The following is a 17,385-nucleotide window of genomic DNA, read 5'->3' as shown; positions in this document are numbered from 1 at the left end:
CGGCGGACTCTCGTCGTTCTGGGAGCGGGGGGAGGGCGTCGGTGGCGGGCGGCGGTCAGCCGTGGAACGGCAGGCCCGCGTCGGCCACCAGTTCCAGGTCGTCGGGGTCCGGGGGCGGCAGCAGCGTGGCGCTCCCGTCGGTGACGGGGACGACGCCCAGGTCGAGGAGTTCGGCCATGGCGGCGCTGCCGGCCATGTCGCGGACCTGGAGCTGGTAGCGGGCGGTGGTGCGGTACGTGCCTCCGGCGTCGTCGCCGGTGCGCTGGAGGAAGCCGGAGTCGGTGAGGAAGGCGACGGCCTTGCCGATGATGCCGGTGGTGGATCCGGCGAGCCGGCGGGCGTCCTTGGTGGCGCCGGTGGCGCTGCGCCGGGCGTAGACGCGCCAGCCGGCCTCCAGGCCCGGGGCGTCACTGGCCGGGTCGGTGTTGTCGCCCTGCTCCTCGGCGCGCTGCTCCAGGCGGTCGCACGCCTGGCGTACGAAGGCGTCGACGCCGTTGACCGTGATCCGGCCGATGTAGGCGTCGTCGGCCAGGTCCTCGGGGCGCGGGAAGGCCATGGCGGCGACGGCGAGATGGGCGAGGCCGTGCAGGAAGCGGTCGGCGCTGTCCGAGGAGGCGCGGCGCGCGTAGTCGCCCATGCGGACGGCGAAGACGGAGTCCTCGCCCGCCGTGACGGCCATGCCGGCCCGGGGCGAGACCTCCAGGACGATGAGGCCGAGGCCGGTGGCGACGGCGTCGGCGAGCCGGGCGAAGGCGGGGTCGTCCCGGTAGCGGCGCAGCAGTTCGGCGTACTCCGCGTCGCGGGCGGGGAGCAGCTTGGGCTGGAGGCCGAAGGCGACGAGCCGGGCGGCGTCGGCCGCGTCCGCCGGGGTGACGGCGGCGGGTGCGGGCGCCGGGCGGTCGGGCTCGTAGGCGGGGGCGGGCCGGTCGGCGGGCTCGCTCCACGCGTCGGCGTGCTCTGCGCGGTGGTCGCTCACGACACTGGCTCCTCGGTGCGGATGGTGTTGCGGAAGGTGGTACGGGGGCCCGGGGCTGTCACGGCGCCTCCGTGCGGTCGGCGGCCATGCCGGCGGCGTCGAGCAGGGCCGTGCCGACGATCAGGTCGGCGCCGCCGAACTCCTCGTCGTCCAGCGGGGTGCCGTCGTCCACGGAGAACAGCAGGCGGCGCTCGCCCTGGCGGTAGGCGGTGCCGACCGGGGGGCTCGCGGCGTGCACGGCGAGCAGGGCGACGAGGTAGGGCAGGTCGGGGTCGCGGCGGCGGGCGTCGGCGAGGAGGCCGGAGAGGCGGCGCGGCGCGTCGTGCTCCAGGTCGAGCAGCTCCATCGCGGCGGCCAGCTGCTCCTCGCTGAAGCGGCTGTCGTCGGGGGTGGCGATCAGGTCCGGCTCGGGCATCTCGGCGCCGAGGTGTTCGCGGGCGGGGGCGGGCTGAGGAGCAGGTCGACCAGGTCGCCCACCCGGACGGAGACCGGGGTGCGCAGGCCGGTGCCGTGGGCGAAGAAGGCGTCGGTGGCGCGGCTCGCCTGCTCGACCGGGAGCGGCAGCAGCGGGCCGAGGAGCTGTCCGTACAGGTCGAGGCCGGAGCGGGCGGCGGGGGCGGCGAACGCCTGGCGGTCCTGCTCGGCGCGGAAGAGCGGTCCTGCTTCCAGGAGCCGGGACTGGAGCTGGGTGTGGCGGCGGATGCAGTCCTTGACGATGTCGACCAGCTCGGCGGCGCGGCGCTTGTGCTCGGGGTCCTCGGCCTCGTCGCGGGCCTTGCGGATGTTGGTGAGGATCGCGTTCTCGTGGCGGTAGCGGTCGGCGACGTGGTCCAGGGCCTCGGCGATCATGTCGGGCACGGCGTTGAGCCAGTCGACCGCGCGGACGTTGCGGCGGGTGGCGTCGAGCGTCTTGCGCAGCGTCTCCGCGTACTGCACGGTCCGGTAGCGGGCCTGTTCGGCGGCGAGCTGGGCGTCGGCGAGGCGGCCCCGGCTGATCAGGACCTCCAGCTTGACCTCGGCGGCGATCTGGGCGCTGGTGACGTCCGTGTCGAGGGCGCCGACCAGGACGTTGACCGCCTCGTCGGTGGCCCGCAGATAGACGCTGCCGCCGTGCCCGGGGACCTCCTCGATGAGCTTGAAGTCGTAGTCGCGGCGGACGTAGACGCCGTCGGGCCCGAAGGTGCCGTAGACCGCGCGGAATCCGCGGTCCACGCTGCCGACGTTGATCAGGTTCTCCAGGACCCAGCGGGCGACCCGTTCGTGCTCGGCGGCGGGGCGGGAGGGGGCCTGGGCGGCGACGCGCGGGAGGAGCCTGGTCACTATCTGGTCGTGGTCCGCGCCCGTGTCGAAGTCCATGTTGAGCGTGACGTGGTCGATGGCGGCGAGGGCGACCTCGGCCATCGCGTACCCGCTGTACTCACCGGCGAGGTTCGCCTTGCGCACGTCCAGGTCGTGCAGCGGCGCGGTGCAGGCGAGCGCGCGCAGCCGCCGCGACAGCCCCTCGTCGGCGGCCGGGCCCGGTGCGGGCCGCGGCCCCGCGCTGAGCTGGGGCGCAGCGTTGTCCGTGTAGGCAGGCGAAGTCACGGTGCACAGATTAGGTCCTCGCACTGACAACGGTCGAAACGGCGCAGAAGGGCCGCTCCCGGCGGACCGGTCAGGCCCCCGCGTTCTCCCCGCCCTCTTCCCCGTAACCGCCGCCCCCTGGCGTACGCAGCACCAGTACGTCGCCCGGTCCGGCGTCCGCGCTGTCGCAGGCGGCCAGCTCGGTGCGGCTGCCGTCGGCGCGTTCGATGTGCTGGCTGCCGAGGGCGCCGGGTCCGCCGCCCGCCATGCCGTACGGGGGCACGCGGCGGTGTCCGGTGAGCAGGGCCAGGGTGACCGGTTCGAGGAAGCGGATGCGGCGCTCGACCCCGCGCCCGCCCCGGTGCCGGCCCGCTCCCCCGCTGCCCTCGCGCACCCGGAAGCTCTCCAGCAGGACCGGGTAGCGCCACTCCAGGATCTCGGGGTCGGTGAGCCGGGAGTTGGTCATGTGGGTCTGGACGGCGTCGGTTCCGTCGAAGTCCTCGCCCGCGCCGGAGCCGCTGGCGACGGTCTCGTAGTACTGCACCCGGTCGTTGCCGAAGGTCAGGTTGTTCATGGTGCCGGAGCCCTCGGCCTGGACGCCCAGGGCCGCGTAGAGCGCGCCGGTCACCGCCTGCGAGGTCTCGACGTTGCCGGCGACGGTGGCGGCGGGCGGGACGGGCGCGAGCATGGAGCCCTCGGGGATGCGGATCTCCAGCGGGTTCAGGCAGCCGCTGTTGAGCGGGATGTCGTCGGCGACCAGGGTGCGGAAGACGTACAGCACGGCGGCCATGACCACGGACTTCGGGGCGTTGAAGTTGCCCGGCTGCTGCGGGGACGTACCGGTGAAGTCGATGACGGCGGCGCGGGCCTCGCGGTCCACGGTGACCGTCACCTCGATGACGGCGCCGTTGTCCGTCTCGTAGCGGTAGTGGCCGTCGTCGAGCCCGGCGACGATGCGGCGTACCGACTCCTCGGCGTTGGCCTGCACATGGCCCATGTAGGCGTCCACGACCTCGGTGCCGAACTGGTCGGTCACGGCGCGCAGTTCGGCGATCCCCTTCTCGTTGGCGGCGATCTGGGCGCGCAGGTCGGCGAGGTTGGTGCCGGGGTCGCGGGAGGGGTACGGGGCGGTGGTGAGGTGGTCGCGGGTGGCGTCCTCGCGGAAGGTGCCGTCCCGGACCAGGAGCCAGTTGTCGAAGAGGACGCCTTCCTCGTCCACGGTCCGGCTGAAGGCGGGCATGGAGCCGGGGGTGATGCCGCCGATCTCGGCGTGGTGGCCGCGCGAGGCCACCAGGAAGCGCAGCACCGGCCCGTCGGCTGTGGTGTCGAACACGGGTGTCACGACGGTGACGTCGGGCAGGTGGGTGCCGCCGTGGTACGGGTCGTTGATGGCGTAGACGTCGCCGGGGCGCATGGTGCCGGCGTTGCGCCGCAGCACTTCCTTGATCGACTCGCCCATGGAGCCGAGGTGGACGGGGATGTGGGGCGCGTTGGCGATCAGGTTGCCGTCGGCGTCGAACAGGGCGCAGGAGAAGTCGAGGCGCTCCTTGATGTTGACGGAGCGGGCGGTGTTCTCCAGGGTCACGCCCATCTGCTCGGCGATGGACATGAAGAGGTTGTTGAAGACCTCCAGCATCACCGGGTCGACCTGGGTGCCGACGGCCTGCCGGGCGGGGCGCGGGCGGGCGCGGGTGAGGACGAGGTGGCCGGTGGCGGCGAGTTCGGCCTGCCAGCCGGGGTCCACGACGGTGGTGGCGTCGGCCTCCGCGACGACGGCGGGGCCGGTGACGACGTCGGTGGCCCTGAGGTCGTCCCGGCGGTGGAGCGGGGCCTCCTGCCAGTGCCCTTCCGCGAACATGCGGGCGGTGTCGTGGGGGTGGGGTGTGGTGGGGGCGCCCTCGTCGCGTGCGGCGGGCCGGATCTCGGCGTGGCCGCCGGCGGTCCCGGTGGCCTCGACGGAGACGGTCTCCACGACGAGCCCCCGGTCGGCCGTGAAGCCGTAGCGGGCGCGGTGCTCGCGGGTGAAGGCGTCGGTCATGGCGGCGGCCGTGTCCAGGGCGACGGGCAGGCTCGCGTCGGTGCCCTCGTACCGCAGCAGGACGCGAGCGCGGGTGCTGATGGCGTCGGCGGGCACCCCGTCGGCGCGCAGGTCGTCGCTCGTACGGGCGGCGAGTTCGTCGCACAGCTCCCGCACCCGGCTCTCGGAGTCCGCGTCCAGGGCGGCTTCGAAGGACTGCTCGCGCATGGCGGTGGCGTCGGCGAGCCCGATTCCGTACGCGGACAGCACTCCGGCCAGCGGCGGGACGAGGACGGTGTCGATGCCGAGGGCGTCGGCGACGGCGCAGACGGCCTGGCCCCCGGCGCCGCCGAAGCCGGTGAGGGCGTAGCGGGTGATGTCGTGGCCGCGCTGTACGGAGATCTTCTTGACGGCGTTGGCCATGGAGAGGACCGCGATCTCCAGGAAGCCGGCCGCGGTCTCGGCGGCCGTCCGCTTGGTGCCGGTGGCCCGGGCGACCTCCTCGGCCAGCTCCTCGAAGCGTTCGCGCACGAGGTCCGCGTCGAGGGGCTGGTCGCCGTCCGGGCCGAAGACGGCGGGGAAGTGGGCGGGGCGGATGCGGCCCAGCATGACCTGGGCGTCGGTGACGGTCAGCGGCCCGCCCCGGCGGTAGCAGGCGGGGCCGGGGACCGCGCCGGCGGAGTCGGGGCCGACCCGGTAGCGACGGCCGTCGAAGTGGAGGACGGAGCCGCCGCCGGCCGCGACGGTGTGGATGTTCATCATGGGGACGCGCATCCGGGCGCCGGCGACCTCGGTGCCCAGTTCGCGTTCGAACTCGCCCGCGTAGTGCGAGACGTCGGTGGAGGTGCCGCCCATGTCGAAGCCGATGACCCGGTCGTGGCCGGCCCGGGCGGAGGTGCGGACCATGCCGACGACCCCGCCGGCGGGCCCGGAGAGCACGGCGTCCTTGCCGCGGAAGTGGGCGGCCTCGCGCAGGCCGCCGTTGGACTGCATGAACATGAGCCGGATGCCGGGGAGTTCGGCGGCGACCGAGTCGACGTAGCGGCGCAGGATCGGCGAGAGGTAGGCGTCCACGACGGTGGTGTCGCCGCGCGGGACGAGCTTGATCAGCGGGCTGACCTCGTGGGAGCAGCTGATCTGGGTGAAGCCGGCGGCCCGGGCCTCGGCGGCGACGGCCTGCTCGTGGGCCGGGTGGCGGTAGCCGTGCATCAGGACGACGGCCGCGCTGGTCAGCCCGTCGGCGCGGGCCTCTCGAAGCAGGCGGGCGACTTCGTCGCGGTCGAGCGGGGTGAGGGTGCGGCCGTGGGCGTCGATGCGCTCGGGGACCTCGACGACCCGGTCGTAGACGGCTTCCGGGAGCAGGATGCGGCGGTCGAAGAGGCGGGGGCGGTTCTGGTACGCGATGCGCAGGGCGTCCCGGAAGCCTTCGGTGATGACCAGGAGGGTCGGTTCGCCGCGCCGCTCCAGGAGGGCGTTGGTGGCGACGGTGGTGCCCATCTTGACGGCGGCGACCCGGTCGGCGGGGACCGGCTCTTCGGGTCCGAGGCCGAGCATCAGCCGGATGCCGGCGACGGCGGCGTCGCGGTAGCGGTCCGGGTCGTGCGAGAGGAGTTTGCGGGTGACGAGTTCTCCGTCGGGGCGCCTCCCCACCACGTCGGTGAAGGTGCCGCCTCGGTCGATCCAGAACTCCCAGCGCCCGGTCATGCCCCCATAGTGGCCCGCCGTCCGGTGATCGCGGAACAGGGCGGGGGCGGCGCGCCCCCGACGCGCTGCACTCCTGGGGTGTTACGGGGTGTTTCCGCCGGTCAGACCGCCGGGGCGTCCGGGCCGATCCTGCTGCGTACCGCGGACTGGACCTCGGCCTCCTCGGCGGGGTCGGCGGCCAGGCGGCGCAGCCGCTCGGCGACGCGGAGGTCACCGGTCTCGGCGTGGCGGGCGGCGACCTCGCGGGTCGTCTCCTCGCAGTCCCACAGGCACTCGACGGCGAACCCGGTGGCGAAGGACGGATCGGTGGCCGCGAGGGCCCGGGCGGTCCGGCCGCGCAGCTGCGAGGAGGACGTCTCCCGGTAGATGTGGCGCAGTACGGGTGCGGCGCAGGCGATGCCGAGGCGGCCGGCGCCGTCCACGAGCGCCCACAGCCGTGGCGCGTCGGGTCCGTCGCCGCGTACGGCGTCGCGCAGCGCGCCGAGCACCGCGGGGGCGTCCTGCGGGCCGCCGCGTCCGGCCAGCACGCCGGCGGCGGAGGCTCCGAGGGCGTCGGGCCTGCGGGCCCAGCGGCGGGCGCGCTCCACGGCGTCCTCGCCGCACATCCGCTCGAAGGCGGCGACGGCGGCGTCGGGGACGGTGCCCCGGGGTTCGGTGGCGGCGGCCTCGATCAGGTCGAGCACGGCGGGGTCGCGGACCTCGGCGGCCAGATAGTGGAGGGCGGCGCAGCGGGCGGCGTCGGGTCCGCTGCGGGCGGCCTCGACGATCTCGGGCCGGTCCTCGGGGCCCGCGACGGCGGCGAGGCAGCGGGCGGCGGGCACATGCAGCACGCTGCCGCGCTCCAGGCCCTGCCGGGCCCAGTCGAAGACCGCCTGGACGCTCCAGCCGGGCCGGGGGCCGCCGGGGCGCATCTGGCGCTGCCAGCGGTCGAAGGACCCCTGCTCGGACGCGGCCCGGACGCGGGCGCCGACCGCCTCGCGCGGGTCGTCGGCCCAGAGCCGCCAGGGGCGGGGCTCGTAGGCGTCCCGGACGGTCGCGGCCAGCTCGGCGCGGCCCTCGGGGTCGTCGGGGAAACGGGCGAGCACGGGCTCGGCGAGGGAGCGGAGTCCGGCGTCGTCGTCGCGCAGGGCCAGCTCGTCCAGGGCCCAGGCCCAGTTGGAGCCGGTCGCGGCGTAGCGCCGCAGGAGGACGAGGGCGTCGGCGCGCCCGTAGGAGGCGAGGTGGCCGAGGACGGACAGGGCGAGCCCGGTCCGCGAGTCCTCGGTGTCGAGGTGGTCCTCGGGGTCGGTCAGGTGCCGCTCGATCTCCTCGGTGCCGCCGTCGAGGTCGAGGTAGAGGCGCGCGTAGTACAGGGAGCGGTTCTCCACCTGCCAGTCGTGGCGCGGGTCGCTCAGGACGCAGTGGTTGAGGGCCGCCAGGGCCTCGGAGCGCGGTGCGGCGAGCGCGTGGAGGGTGCCGTCGCCGCGGCCTCTCTGGAGCAGCCCGAGCAGGGTGCCGCTCGGCGCTATGAACGGATCGAACATGGGGAAAGCCTCACATCAAGCTGTCGACACAACCGGGACTGTGCAGTTCCATGTGCTCCGGGACGAGCACTGGGGCGAGCCCTAGGCCGCGCAGCAACATGATTCGCCGACCGCCGTCTTCTGCCTGGTGTAGAGCATCTTCCTCTGCCTCTCGTCGGGTGGCCCGGATCGGGCCCGCGACGTCATGATGACCCAGTCATTTCGCCACCGCGACCACATTTACGGCGTACCCGTCAGCGGGCGCCGAAGAGTTCCAGCAGGTCGTCCTTGCCGAACATGCGTGCGGTGTCGACCGCGGAGGGTGTTCCGGCGGCCGGGTCGGCGCCCGCGTCGAGGAGGGCGCGGACGACCGCTTCCTCGCCCTTGAAGACGGCTCCGGCGAGGGGGGTCTGGCCCCGGTCGTTGGCCCGGCCCGGGTCGGCGCCGCGGGCGGCGAGGGCGGTGACCGCGGGGGCGTGCCCGTGGTAGGCGGCGAGCATCAGCAGCGAGTCGCCCCGGTCGTTGGTGAGGTTGGCGGGCACCCCGGCGTCCACATAGGCGGCGAGGGCGTCGGCGTCGCCGGCGCGTGCCAGGTCGAACACCTTGGAGGCCAGCTCCACGACCTCGGGATCGGGGACGTCGCTCATCGGGGTACCGCCTTCCTTGACCGTTCGGGCCGCCGTCGGCGGCCGGGACGTGCACGGCGGGGGCCGTGCGAGTGAACCGACAGGGTACTGCCCGGGCGGGTCCATGATCAGGCCCGGGTTTCCCCTCCGCCGATCGGGTGGATAATCACCCTTTTCACCCGATTACGCCTTTTATCTTATGGATACTTGGGGTGAGCCTGGAAGGACTCATGGTGACCGTCCCCTCCAACCAGGAGAACACTCATGATCCTTTCCATGTCCGGCGTCGTCATCCTCGGCATCATCGTCTTCCTCTTCTTCAGGAAGGACGGCCTCAAGGCGTCGCACGCCCTCGTCACCGCCCTGTTCGGCTTCTACCTGGCCGGGACCGCCATCGCACCGAGCATTACCGCGGGCGGAGCGAGCCTGGCCGGACTCCTGGGCGGGATCAAGTTCTGACCCTCCGCCTCCGCACCGACCCCTTCAGGAGACAGACGTGGCCAGGCGACCACTCCCCCGCATTCTGAGCAGCGGCAGCGCTTCGATCACTCGCAGTCGAGAGTTCGCGCGCACGGCCGCCGACAGCGCCACCGATGTGCTCCATCCGCTGATCACGCTCACGCGCGGTCTGCGGCTGCTGGCCGGCGCAGGACGGCAGAAGTGGGCCGCGACACCCAAGGACCGGCGTGGCCCCACGCTGTTCCTCGTCGCGGCCTGCGTACTCGTGGTCGCGCTCATCCCGTACGGGCCGGTGCTGGCCCTCGTCACGGTGATGGGCGCAGCCGCATGGATGGGACGCGACCGCACCCCCGTCAGGACCGGCCCCGACGAGGCGGAGACCGCGCGGCTGCGCTCCCTGTACGAAGCCCTCGTGCCGTACTTCTCGACGGCCGAGGACCCCGAGCCGCTGTTCAGCCACGGCGGCGACTGGGAGAAGGTCTTCAGCGGTTACGCGTTCGACGGCGACGGCCGCGTCTCGCGCCTCCAGGTCGCGTATCCCGCGTACTTCACCGACAGCGAGCCCGAGTCCCGGGCCCGGATCGAACAGCTGCTGCACGCCAAGTCGGGCCGCGGCCGGGAGTACCGGTTCAGCTGGGACGAGGAGGGCAACCGGCTCGTGATGAGCGTCCTGGACGCCCTGCCGACCTCGCTCACCGCCCAGCGCTTCGTCACCGCCCCGGCGAGACCGTCCTCGGCTTCACGGACGAGGACGCCGTACGGCGCACCCTGCCGGTGAGCGACGGCACCGGCACCCGGGACGCGCCCGGCGTCGTCTGGCGCACCGGCCCCCGCTCCACCGAGCCGCACCTGCTCGTCGCCGGGCAGCCCGGCAGCGGCACCACCACCCTGCTGCGGTCCATCGCCCTCCAGGCGCTCCAGCAGGGCGACGTCCTCATCGTGGAGGGCAGTGGCACCGGCGAGTACGCCTGCTTCACCGGCCGCGAAGGCGTCCTGGCCGTCGAGTGCGGGCCCGCCGGGGCGCTCTCCACCCTGGAGTGGGCGGCCAACGAGACGGAGCGCCGGCTGATCGAGGCGAACCGCGCCCGGCAGGCCGGGGACCCGGTCCCCGAGGACCTGACCCGGCCGCTCTGGATCCTGCTGGACCGGCCGAGCGCGCTCGCCCGCCCGTCCGGTGACGGCACGCCCGACGCGCAGGAACTGCTCCAGATCCCGCTGCGGCACGGCCGGGCCGCCCATGTCGTCGTGGTCCTGGCCGAGGCGTTCGACCACCTCGACGGCCTCGGCGAGACCGTCCGGACGCACACCAGGGCCCGGGTGGTCCTCGGCGAGTGCACCGCCGAGCAGGTCGCGTCGGTGCTCGGCACCGGACCGCACACCACCCCGCCGCCGGACGCCCCCGCCGGACGCGGCTACGCCCGGTTCGGCGCGGGGCCGGTCCTGCGCATCCAGGTCCCGGCCACGCCCGACCCGTACGACGACGCCACGAGCGAGGCGCAGCGCGCGGCGGTGCTCAGCCTGCTGCCGGAGCGGCGCACGGCGGTCGAGGCGGGGGCGCCGGAACCGGCGCCGGTCGAGGCCGTGGAGGCGCCGGTCGCGCTGGAGGCCGTGGCGGTCGGCGACTGAACGCGTGACAGCGGCGGAGGAGGGCCCGGCGGCGCGCCGGGCCCTCCTCCGTCTTTCACGCCACGAACGTACGCGGTGCCTCCACGCCCGCCCCGCCGCCCGCGCCGACCAGCCGGGCCGCCTGGGCGAGCCGCTGGGCCGCCTCGTCCGCGACCGGGCCGCCGACCGTGAACGGCAGCCGTACGTAGCCCTCGAAGGCGCCGTCGACCCCGAACCGGGGCCCGGACGGCACGCGGACCCCGACGCCTTCGCCGGCGACCGCGAGCCGGGAGCCGGAGAGGCCGCCGGTGCGCACCCAGAGCGTGAGCCCGCCGCCGGGCACGGAGAACTCCCACTCCGGCAGCTCCCGGCGCACGGCGGCGACGAGCGCGTCGCGGTTCTCCCGGGCCTGTTCCCGGCGCAGCCGTACGGCCTCCTGCCAGCCGCCGGTGCGCATCAGCCAGTTCACCGCCAGCTGTTCGAGGACGGGGGTGCCCATGTCGGCGTACGCGCGGGCGGCGACCAGGCTGCGGATCACGTCGGGCGCGGCCCGGACCCAGCCGATCCGCATACCGGCCCAGAACGCCTTGCTGGCCGACCCCACGGTCAGGACAGTGCTGCCCGCCGGGTCGAACGCGCAGACCGGGCGCGGCATCGCCACTTCCTCGTCGAGGTGCAGCTCCCTCATCGTCTCGTCCACGACGAGGACCGTGCCGGCCGAGCGGGCGGCGTCCACGAGGGCCCGGCGGCGCTCCTCGTCGGCCAGTGCCCCGGTCGGGTTGTGGAAGTCCGCGACGACGTAGCCGAGCCGGGGCGCGGCGTCCCGCAGGACCTGGCGCCACCGGTTCAGGTCCCAGCCGCCGAGCCCCTCCTCCATGGCGACCGGCACCAGCCGGGCCCCCGCCTCGCGCATCAGCTGGAGGATGTTGGCGTAGCTCGGGGACTCCACCGCGATGCGCTCGCCGCGTCCGGCGAAGAGGTGGCAGATGGCGTCGATGGCGCCCATCGCGCCGGTGGTGACCATGATCTGCTCGGGCATGGTCGGGATGCCGTCGGCGGTGTAGCGGTCGGCGATCATCTGGCGCAGGGCGGGCAGCCCGGCGGGGTAGTCGCCGTGGGTGTGGGCGTACGGGGGCAGCTCCTCCAGGGCGCCCTGGACGGCCCGGGTCAGCCAGGGCTCGGGGGCGGGCAGCGAGGCGCAGCCCAGGTCGATCATGGAGCCCAGGGCCTCGGGCGGCAGGGGCTCCAGGCCGCGAGCGGGCAGCGGGTTGCCCGCGGGGACCGCCGTCCAGCTGCCCGCGCCGCGCCGGGACTCCAGGAAGCCCTCGGCCCGCAGCGCCTCGTAGGCGGCGGCGACCGTGGTCCGGCTGACGGCGAGGGCGACGGCCAGCTCGCGTTCGGCCGGGAGGCGGGCGGCGACCGCGACCCGGCCCTCCAGGACGAGCAGCCGGATGCCGTCGGCGAGGGCGCGGTAGGCGGGCGGGCGGCGGCTGCCGGGGCCGGCCGGCCGCTGCTGCTGGGCCTGGAGCTGCCGGGCCAGCTGGGCCGCGCCGACCGCCGAAGTCCACTGCGCCATGAGAATCAGTCCACCTTCCTCGGATTGGCCATGGTTGGCGGCCAATCCCCTGCCACAGAGTGACACGGAGCAGTCCAACACCACCACACCAGGGGGCACCCCTTGTCCAAGATCCTCACTCGTCGGCTGGTCCAGCTGTACGCGGGGCTCGCGCTGTACGGGGCGAGCTCGGCCCTCCTGGTCGTCGCCGGTCTCGGCCTGGAGCCGTGGGGTGTGCTGCACCAGGGCCTCGCCGAGCGCACCGGGATCAGCATCGGGGTGGTCTCGATCATCATCGGCGCGATCGTGCTGCTGCTGTGGATCCCGCTGCGGCAGCGGCCGGGCCTGGGCACGGTGTCCAATGTGTTCGCCGTGGGCATCGCGATGGACGGCACGCTCGCTCTCGTCCCCGAGGCGCACGGCCCGATGGCGCGGGCCGGGGTGATGGCGGCGGGGATCGTGCTGAACGGTGCGGCGACCGGGCTGTACATCAGCGCCCGGTTCGGACCCGGCCCCCGGGACGGCCTGATGACCGGGCTGCACCGGCGGACCGGCCGGTCGATCCGGCTGGTCCGCACCGCGATCGAGATCGCGGTCGTGGTCACCGGATTCCTGCTCGGCGGCTCCCTGGGCATCGGCACGGTGCTGTACGCCCTGGCCATCGGCCCGCTCGCCCAGGTCTTCCTGCGGGTCTTCGCGATCCCCGGCGAAAGCGCCCCCTCGGCCGGGACGCCCGCGCCCCGGCGGTCCATACTGCGGCGGTGACCTCCGAACGCCACCCCTATCTGGACCACCCCGCTCCGCTCGCGTTCGCCCACCGGGGCGGGGCGGCGGACGGCGCCGAGAACACGGCGGCCGCCTTCCGCCGCGCCGCCGACGCCGGGTACCGCTACTTCGAGACCGATGTGCACGCCTCGGCGGACGGCCGGCTCGTCGCCTTCCACGACGCGACGCTGGACCGGGTGACGGACGCCCGGGGCCGCCTGGCCGAGCTTCCGTGGAGCGAGATACGCCGGGCCCGGGTCGCCGGGCGCGAGCCGCTGCCGCTGTTCGAGGAACTGCTGGAGACCTTCCCCGAGGCCCGGTGGAACGTGGACGTCAAGGCGGAGGCCGCCCTCGAACCGCTCCTGGAGCTGATCCGGGCGACGGGCGCCTGGGACCGGGTGTGCGTCGGCTCGTTCTCCGAGGCCCGGGTCGCCAGGGCGCACCGGCTGGGCGGCCCGCGCCTGGCCACCTCGTACGGCGTGCGCGGGGTGCTCGGCCTGCGGCTGCGCTCGTACGGCATCCCGGCGGCGCTGCGCGCCGGGGCGGTGTGCGCACAGGTGCCGGAGAGTCAGAACGGCATCCGGGTCGTCGACCGCCGCTTCGTGCGCGAGGCCCACGCGCGGGGGCTCCAGGTGCATGTGTGGACGGTGAACGAACCGGAGCGGATGGCCGCTCTCCTGGACCTCGGTGTGGATGGCATCATGACCGATCACATCGAGACGCTGCGCACGGTGCTGAGCGAGCGGGGGGCCTGGGCCTGACCCGCCGCCGGCCGGGCGGGCGTCTTCACGGGGAGATCTCCAGGGGGCGCCATGACGGCCGGGACCACAGACACCGCCGAGCCGGCCGAGGGCGCGGCCGGTCCGGACGGCCCGGCCGCGCGGCGCAGGGAGCAGCGCGGCTGGTACTTCTACGACTTCGCGTGCTCCGTCTACTCCACGAGCGTCGTCACGGTCTTCCTCGGCCCGTATCTGACCTCGGTCGCCAAGGCCGCCGCGGACCCCGACGGCTTCGTCCACCCGCTGGGCATCCCGGTGCGCGCCGGGTCGCTCTTCGCGTATGCGGTGTCGGCCTCGCTCGTCCTGGCGATCGTCCTGATGCCCGTGGTGGGCGCGGCGGCCGACCGTACGGGCCGCAAGAAGCCGCTCCTCGCGGCGACGGCGTACACCGGGGCCGCGGCGACGACCGCCATGTTCTTCCTGGCCGGGGACCGCTATCTGCTCGGCGCCTTCCTGCTCATCGTGGCGAACGCCGCGACGGCGGTGGCGATGATGGTCTACAACTCCTACCTGCCGCAGATCGCGGAGCCCGAGGAGCGCGACGACGTCTCCTCGCGCGGGTGGGCGTTCGGCTACACCTCCGGGGCGCTGGTCCTCGTACTGAATCTGGTCCTGTACTCGGGCCACGACTCCTTCGGCCTCTCCGAGTCCGAGGCGGTACGGATCTGTCTGGCGTCGGCGGGCCTGTGGTGGGGCGTCTTCACCGTCATCCCGCTGCGCCGGCTGCGCGACCGCCGGGTGGCGCCGGGCGGCGGCGGTGCGGCGACGGGCTCGGGGTGGCGGCAGCTGCGGGCCACGCTGGCGGACATGCGGCGCCATCCGCTGACCCTGTCCTTCCTGCTCGCCTACCTGGTCTACAACGACGGCGTGCAGACCGTGATCTCGCAGGCGTCGGTGTACGGCTCCGAGGAGCTGGACCTCGGCCAGTCGACGCTGATCACGGCGGTGCTGCTGGTGCAGGTGCTCGCGGTGGCCGGGGCACTGGCGATGGGCCGGGTGGCCCGGGTGTACGGGGCGAAGCGCACGATCCTGGGCTCGCTGGTGGTGTGGACGCTGATCCTGGTCGCCGGGTACTTCCTGCCGGCCGGCTCGCCCGTCTACTTCTATGTGCTGGCGGCGGCGATCGGTCTGGTCCTGGGCGGCAGCCAGGCGCTGTCGCGCTCCCTGTTCTCGCACCTGGTGCCGCGCGGCAAGGAGGCCGAGTACTTCTCGGCGTACGAGATGAGCGACCGCGGGCTGAGCTGGCTGGGGCCCCTGGTCTTCGGTCTGGCCTACCAGCTGACCGGCAGCTACCGGGACGCGATCATCTCGCTGGTGGTCTTCTTCGTCGTGGGCTCGGTACTGCTCGCGCGGGTCCCGCTCCGGCGTGCGGTGGCGGCGGCGGGAAACCCCGTACCGGAGCGGATTTAGACGTTGAAGTAAAAGGCCGGTAGTGTACGCCTTTGGCCTGCCCCGGGTGACCGTTACGGCGAGTGGAACTTCGCGAACCGTTGGGTGACAACTTCCGTCAAAGGTGACAAACCGGGTATGGGCGGGTACTTGAACCCTGGGAAACCTGAAAATCAGCGGTTCGACGGGCGACGCATGACCGGCAACGGGAATCTTTGCCGCCGACCGGACGTTGACCGATTGACGACGACAGCGACACCTGTCCTGTGGGCGACAAGCCCGGGAGGCACGATTCATGAGTGAGCGAGCTCTCCGCGGCACGCGACTCGTGGTTACCAGCTACGAGACGGACCGCGGCATCGATCTGGCCCCGCGCCAGGCGGTGGAGTACGCATGCCAGAACGGACATCGATTCGAGATGCCGTTCTCGGTAGAGGCGGAAATTCCGCCGGAGTGGGAGTGCAAGGCGTGTGGCGCCCAGGCACTCCTGGTGGACGGGGACGGCCCCGAGGAGAAGAAGGGCAAGCCCGCGCGTACGCACTGGGACATGCTCATGGAGCGGCGCACGCGCGAGGAGCTGGAGGAGGTGCTGGCCGAGCGGCTGGCCGTCCTGCGCTCCGGGGCGATGAACATTGCCGTGCATCCTCGGGACAGCAGGAAGTCTGCGTGACCCGCTAGCACGGTTCCGCGGCAGGCCGCGGGTTCGGTACGAATGTGTACCGGGCCCGCGGCTTTGTCGTTTGCCGCAGCCCGTCCCGGCCATCGTCAGGGATGGTCCTCAATCGCCGGACGGGCTTGAAAGGGTCACCGCGTCAGCGGCGGGCGGGGCTCGTCGTTCGGGCCGGAGGGCTCGTCGCGGATGACCTCGCCCTGGACCACCTTGCCGTCCGGGCGGTGGATGCGGGCCTGCTGGAAGGCGTCCGAGAAGCCGCCGGGGGCGGCCGTCCGCATGCGGCGGTCCAGCGAGCGTTCCGCGTAACGGCTGAGTGCCGTGCGCACCGGCGGGACGAGGAGCAGCAGCCCGGCCACGTCCGAGATCAGGCCGGGGATCATGATCAGCAGCCCGCCGAGCATCAGGAAGCCGTTGCCCCGGCCGCTCTCGGGGTCGGCGGGCGAGGAGCCGTCCGCGCCCGGCTGCCCCGGCATCCGCTGAAGCGTCTCCGTGAGATTGCGGAAGGCCCGGCGGCCCGCGCTCTTGATCACCGCGGCGCCGAGCACGATCCCGGCGGCCAGCAGGATCACGACGGTCAGCCCGCCCGCGGCGTCCGCCACCAGGATCAGCAGCCAGATCTCCAGCACCGCCCAGGCGGCGACGGCGAGGGGTACGAAGGTCCGGGCGCGCGAGCGTCTGCGGGCGGTCTGGGGCGGTGTGCCGGTCGTCATGCCCCCAGTGTGCCTGGCCACACGTCCGTACGCCGTAAGAGGGGCCCAGGCCCGGGCCGGCTCAGGGGGTACGGCGGCCGAGCACCTTGTTCGTCCGGCTGGTCACGCCCCAGGCGGTCACCCGCCAGAGCGCCTCGACCAGGATGTCCTTGCTCATCTTGGAGTCGCCGACCTCGCGGTCCACGAAGGTGATCGGCACCTCGACCACATGGAAGCCGGCCTCGATCGCGCGGCGGGCCAGGTCGACCTGGAAGCAGTAGCCCTGCGAGGCGACCTCGTCGAGCCCGATGCCCTTCAGGGTCTCGGCGCGGAAGGCCCGGTAGCCGCCGGTCACGTCCCGGGTCTGCAGGCCCAGCATGAGGCGGGAGTACGTGCTGCCGCCGCGCGAGATGAACTCGCGGGACTTGGGCCAGTTCACCACCCGGCCGCCGGGCACCCAGCGGGAGCCGAGGACCAGGTCCGCGCCCTTGAGCGCTGTGAGCAGCCGGGGCAGCTCCTCGGGCTGGTGGGAGCCGTCGGCGTCCATCTCGACCAGGACGCCGTAGTCGTGCTCCATGCCCCAGCGGAAGCCGGCGAGATAGGCCGCGCCGAGCCCTTCCTTGCCCTTGCGGTGCAGGACGTGGACGTGGTCGTCCTCCGCGGCCAGCTCGTCGGCGAGCTTGCCCGTCCCGTCGGGGCTGTTGTCGTCGGCGACGAGAATGTGGGCCTCCGGCACGGCGGCGCGCACCCGGCTCACGATCGGCTTGATGTTCTCGGCCTCGTCATAGGTCGGGATGATCACCAAGACACTGCCGAGCGGGCCGAATCGCCGCTGACCGCCGTCGTTCACTTACTGCCCCTCACGTCCGTACGCAGGTGCACACCATATCGAGCGCGGCGGCGCGGAATGCCGACCCGGTCGGGGTGGCGCGGGAGCCGCGGCGGACAGAAGAGCGGAATCGGGGACAGAAGTGCGGATCGGGGCCCGGTGTCCTTCGGGCCGACCTGGGACCCGCTGGCTGCGGGTCGACCTAGAGCCGTTGTCTACTGAACGTCCGGGCCCCACCCGGGTCGCACCCTCCG

General features: G+C 73.6%; 12 protein-coding genes and 2 pseudogenes. 6 read left to right on the top strand and 8 right to left on the bottom strand.

Features of this window, described 5'->3' with window-relative positions:
- Positions 1-55: 55 nt before the first annotated feature.
- The 5 genes and pseudogenes from NEH16_RS27065 to NEH16_RS27045 all read right to left on the bottom strand — a co-directional run bounded on the left by NEH16_RS27065 (position 56) and on the right by NEH16_RS27045 (position 8,409).
- On the bottom strand, positions 56-976 hold the full coding sequence (locus tag NEH16_RS27065) for a hypothetical protein (RefSeq protein WP_073967718.1): 921 nt from the start codon (positions 974-976) through the stop codon (positions 56-58).
- 58 nt (positions 977-1,034) lie between these two features.
- Positions 1,035-2,560: pseudogene (locus tag NEH16_RS27060) on the bottom strand (hypothetical protein).
- Between the two features lie 70 nt (positions 2,561-2,630).
- The gene (locus NEH16_RS27055) at positions 2,631-6,260 is read right to left on the bottom strand and encodes a hydantoinase B/oxoprolinase family protein (protein ID WP_265545465.1); all 3,630 of its coding nucleotides are present in this window, start codon (positions 6,258-6,260) and stop codon (positions 2,631-2,633) included.
- Between the two features lie 101 nt (positions 6,261-6,361).
- Positions 6,362-7,783: a HEAT repeat domain-containing protein gene (locus NEH16_RS27050; protein WP_265545464.1), complete on the bottom strand. Its 1,422-nt coding sequence runs from the start codon at positions 7,781-7,783 to the stop codon at positions 6,362-6,364.
- Between the two features lie 233 nt (positions 7,784-8,016).
- A complete protein-coding gene (locus NEH16_RS27045; protein ID WP_265545463.1) occupies positions 8,017-8,409 on the bottom strand; it encodes an ankyrin repeat domain-containing protein in 393 nt (130 codons plus the stop codon).
- 243 nt (positions 8,410-8,652) lie between these two features.
- Here NEH16_RS27045 and NEH16_RS27040 point away from each other — a divergent pair, with 243 nt between their 5' ends.
- Both NEH16_RS27040 and NEH16_RS27035 read left to right on the top strand, forming a co-directional pair.
- Positions 8,653-8,847 (top strand): hypothetical protein, encoded by a 195-nt coding sequence (locus NEH16_RS27040; protein ID WP_018103962.1) that lies wholly within the window; start codon positions 8,653-8,655, stop codon positions 8,845-8,847.
- A 37-nt stretch (positions 8,848-8,884) separates the two neighbouring features.
- A pseudogene (locus NEH16_RS27035) lies at positions 8,885-10,473 on the top strand (hypothetical protein).
- A gap of 55 nt (positions 10,474-10,528) precedes the next feature.
- On the opposite strand, the gene NEH16_RS27030 reads toward NEH16_RS27035, so the two are convergent.
- On the bottom strand, positions 10,529-12,028 hold the full coding sequence (locus NEH16_RS27030) for a PLP-dependent aminotransferase family protein (RefSeq protein ID WP_265545459.1): 1,500 nt from the start codon (positions 12,026-12,028) through the stop codon (positions 10,529-10,531).
- Positions 12,029-12,130: 102 nt separating this feature from the next.
- On the opposite strand from NEH16_RS27030, the gene NEH16_RS27025 reads away from it, so the two are divergent.
- The 4 genes from NEH16_RS27025 (at position 12,131) to NEH16_RS27010 (ending at position 15,610) form a co-directional block, all read left to right on the top strand.
- Positions 12,131-12,772, top strand: a complete 642-nt coding sequence (locus NEH16_RS27025; protein ID WP_265545458.1) for a YczE/YyaS/YitT family protein — start codon at positions 12,131-12,133, stop codon at positions 12,770-12,772.
- Entirely contained in the window at positions 12,769-13,533 is a 765-nt protein-coding gene (locus tag NEH16_RS27020; RefSeq protein ID WP_265545456.1) for a glycerophosphodiester phosphodiesterase, read from the top strand. Before NEH16_RS27025 ends, NEH16_RS27020 begins: the two co-directional genes overlap by 4 nt.
- A gap of 51 nt (positions 13,534-13,584) precedes the next feature.
- The gene (locus NEH16_RS27015) at positions 13,585-14,961 is read left to right on the top strand and encodes an MFS transporter (protein WP_265545455.1); all 1,377 of its coding nucleotides are present in this window, start codon (positions 13,585-13,587) and stop codon (positions 14,959-14,961) included.
- Positions 14,962-15,235: 274 nt separating this feature from the next.
- Complete coding sequence (locus NEH16_RS27010; protein ID WP_003959706.1) at positions 15,236-15,610, top strand: RNA polymerase-binding protein RbpA; 375 nt, start codon at positions 15,236-15,238, stop codon at positions 15,608-15,610.
- A gap of 134 nt (positions 15,611-15,744) precedes the next feature.
- On the opposite strand, the gene fxsA is transcribed toward NEH16_RS27010, so the two are convergent.
- Both fxsA and NEH16_RS27000 read right to left on the bottom strand, forming a co-directional pair.
- A complete protein-coding gene (gene fxsA, locus NEH16_RS27005; protein ID WP_265545446.1) occupies positions 15,745-16,323 on the bottom strand; it encodes an FxsA family membrane protein in 579 nt (192 codons plus the stop codon).
- Positions 16,324-16,384: 61 nt separating this feature from the next.
- Positions 16,385-17,152 carry a polyprenol monophosphomannose synthase gene (locus tag NEH16_RS27000; protein ID WP_073967729.1) on the bottom strand — a complete coding sequence of 256 codons (768 nt, stop codon included), beginning with the start codon at positions 17,150-17,152 and terminating at the stop codon, positions 16,385-16,387.
- Positions 17,153-17,385: the final 233 nt, after the last annotated feature.

It is taken from the genome of Streptomyces drozdowiczii (assembly GCF_026167665.1).
GTDB lineage: Bacteria > Actinomycetota > Actinomycetes > Streptomycetales > Streptomycetaceae > Streptomyces > Streptomyces drozdowiczii_A.
Note: the sequence above shows the minus strand (reverse complement) of the source record. Positions and strands in the feature narration are given on the sequence as shown.

Bases quoted from the DNA above. Each gene is read 5' to 3' on its own strand.
- NEH16_RS27055 (WP_265545465.1), bottom strand. From the start codon at position 6,260: ATGACCGGGCGCTGGGAGTTCTGGATCGACCGAGGCGGCACCTTCACC.
- NEH16_RS27050 (WP_265545464.1), bottom strand. From the start codon at position 7,783: ATGTTCGATCCGTTCATAGCGCCGAGCGGCACCCTGCTCGGGCTGCTC.
- NEH16_RS27045 (WP_265545463.1), bottom strand. From the start codon at position 8,409: ATGAGCGACGTCCCCGATCCCGAGGTCGTGGAGCTGGCCTCCAAGGTG.
- NEH16_RS27040 (WP_018103962.1), top strand. From the start codon at position 8,653: ATGATCCTTTCCATGTCCGGCGTCGTCATCCTCGGCATCATCGTCTTC.
- NEH16_RS27030 (WP_265545459.1), bottom strand. From the start codon at position 12,028: ATGGCGCAGTGGACTTCGGCGGTCGGCGCGGCCCAGCTGGCCCGGCAG.
- NEH16_RS27015 (WP_265545455.1), top strand. From the start codon at position 13,585: ATGACGGCCGGGACCACAGACACCGCCGAGCCGGCCGAGGGCGCGGCC.
- NEH16_RS27010 (WP_003959706.1), top strand. From the start codon at position 15,236: ATGAGTGAGCGAGCTCTCCGCGGCACGCGACTCGTGGTTACCAGCTAC.
- fxsA (WP_265545446.1), bottom strand. From the start codon at position 16,323: ATGACGACCGGCACACCGCCCCAGACCGCCCGCAGACGCTCGCGCGCC.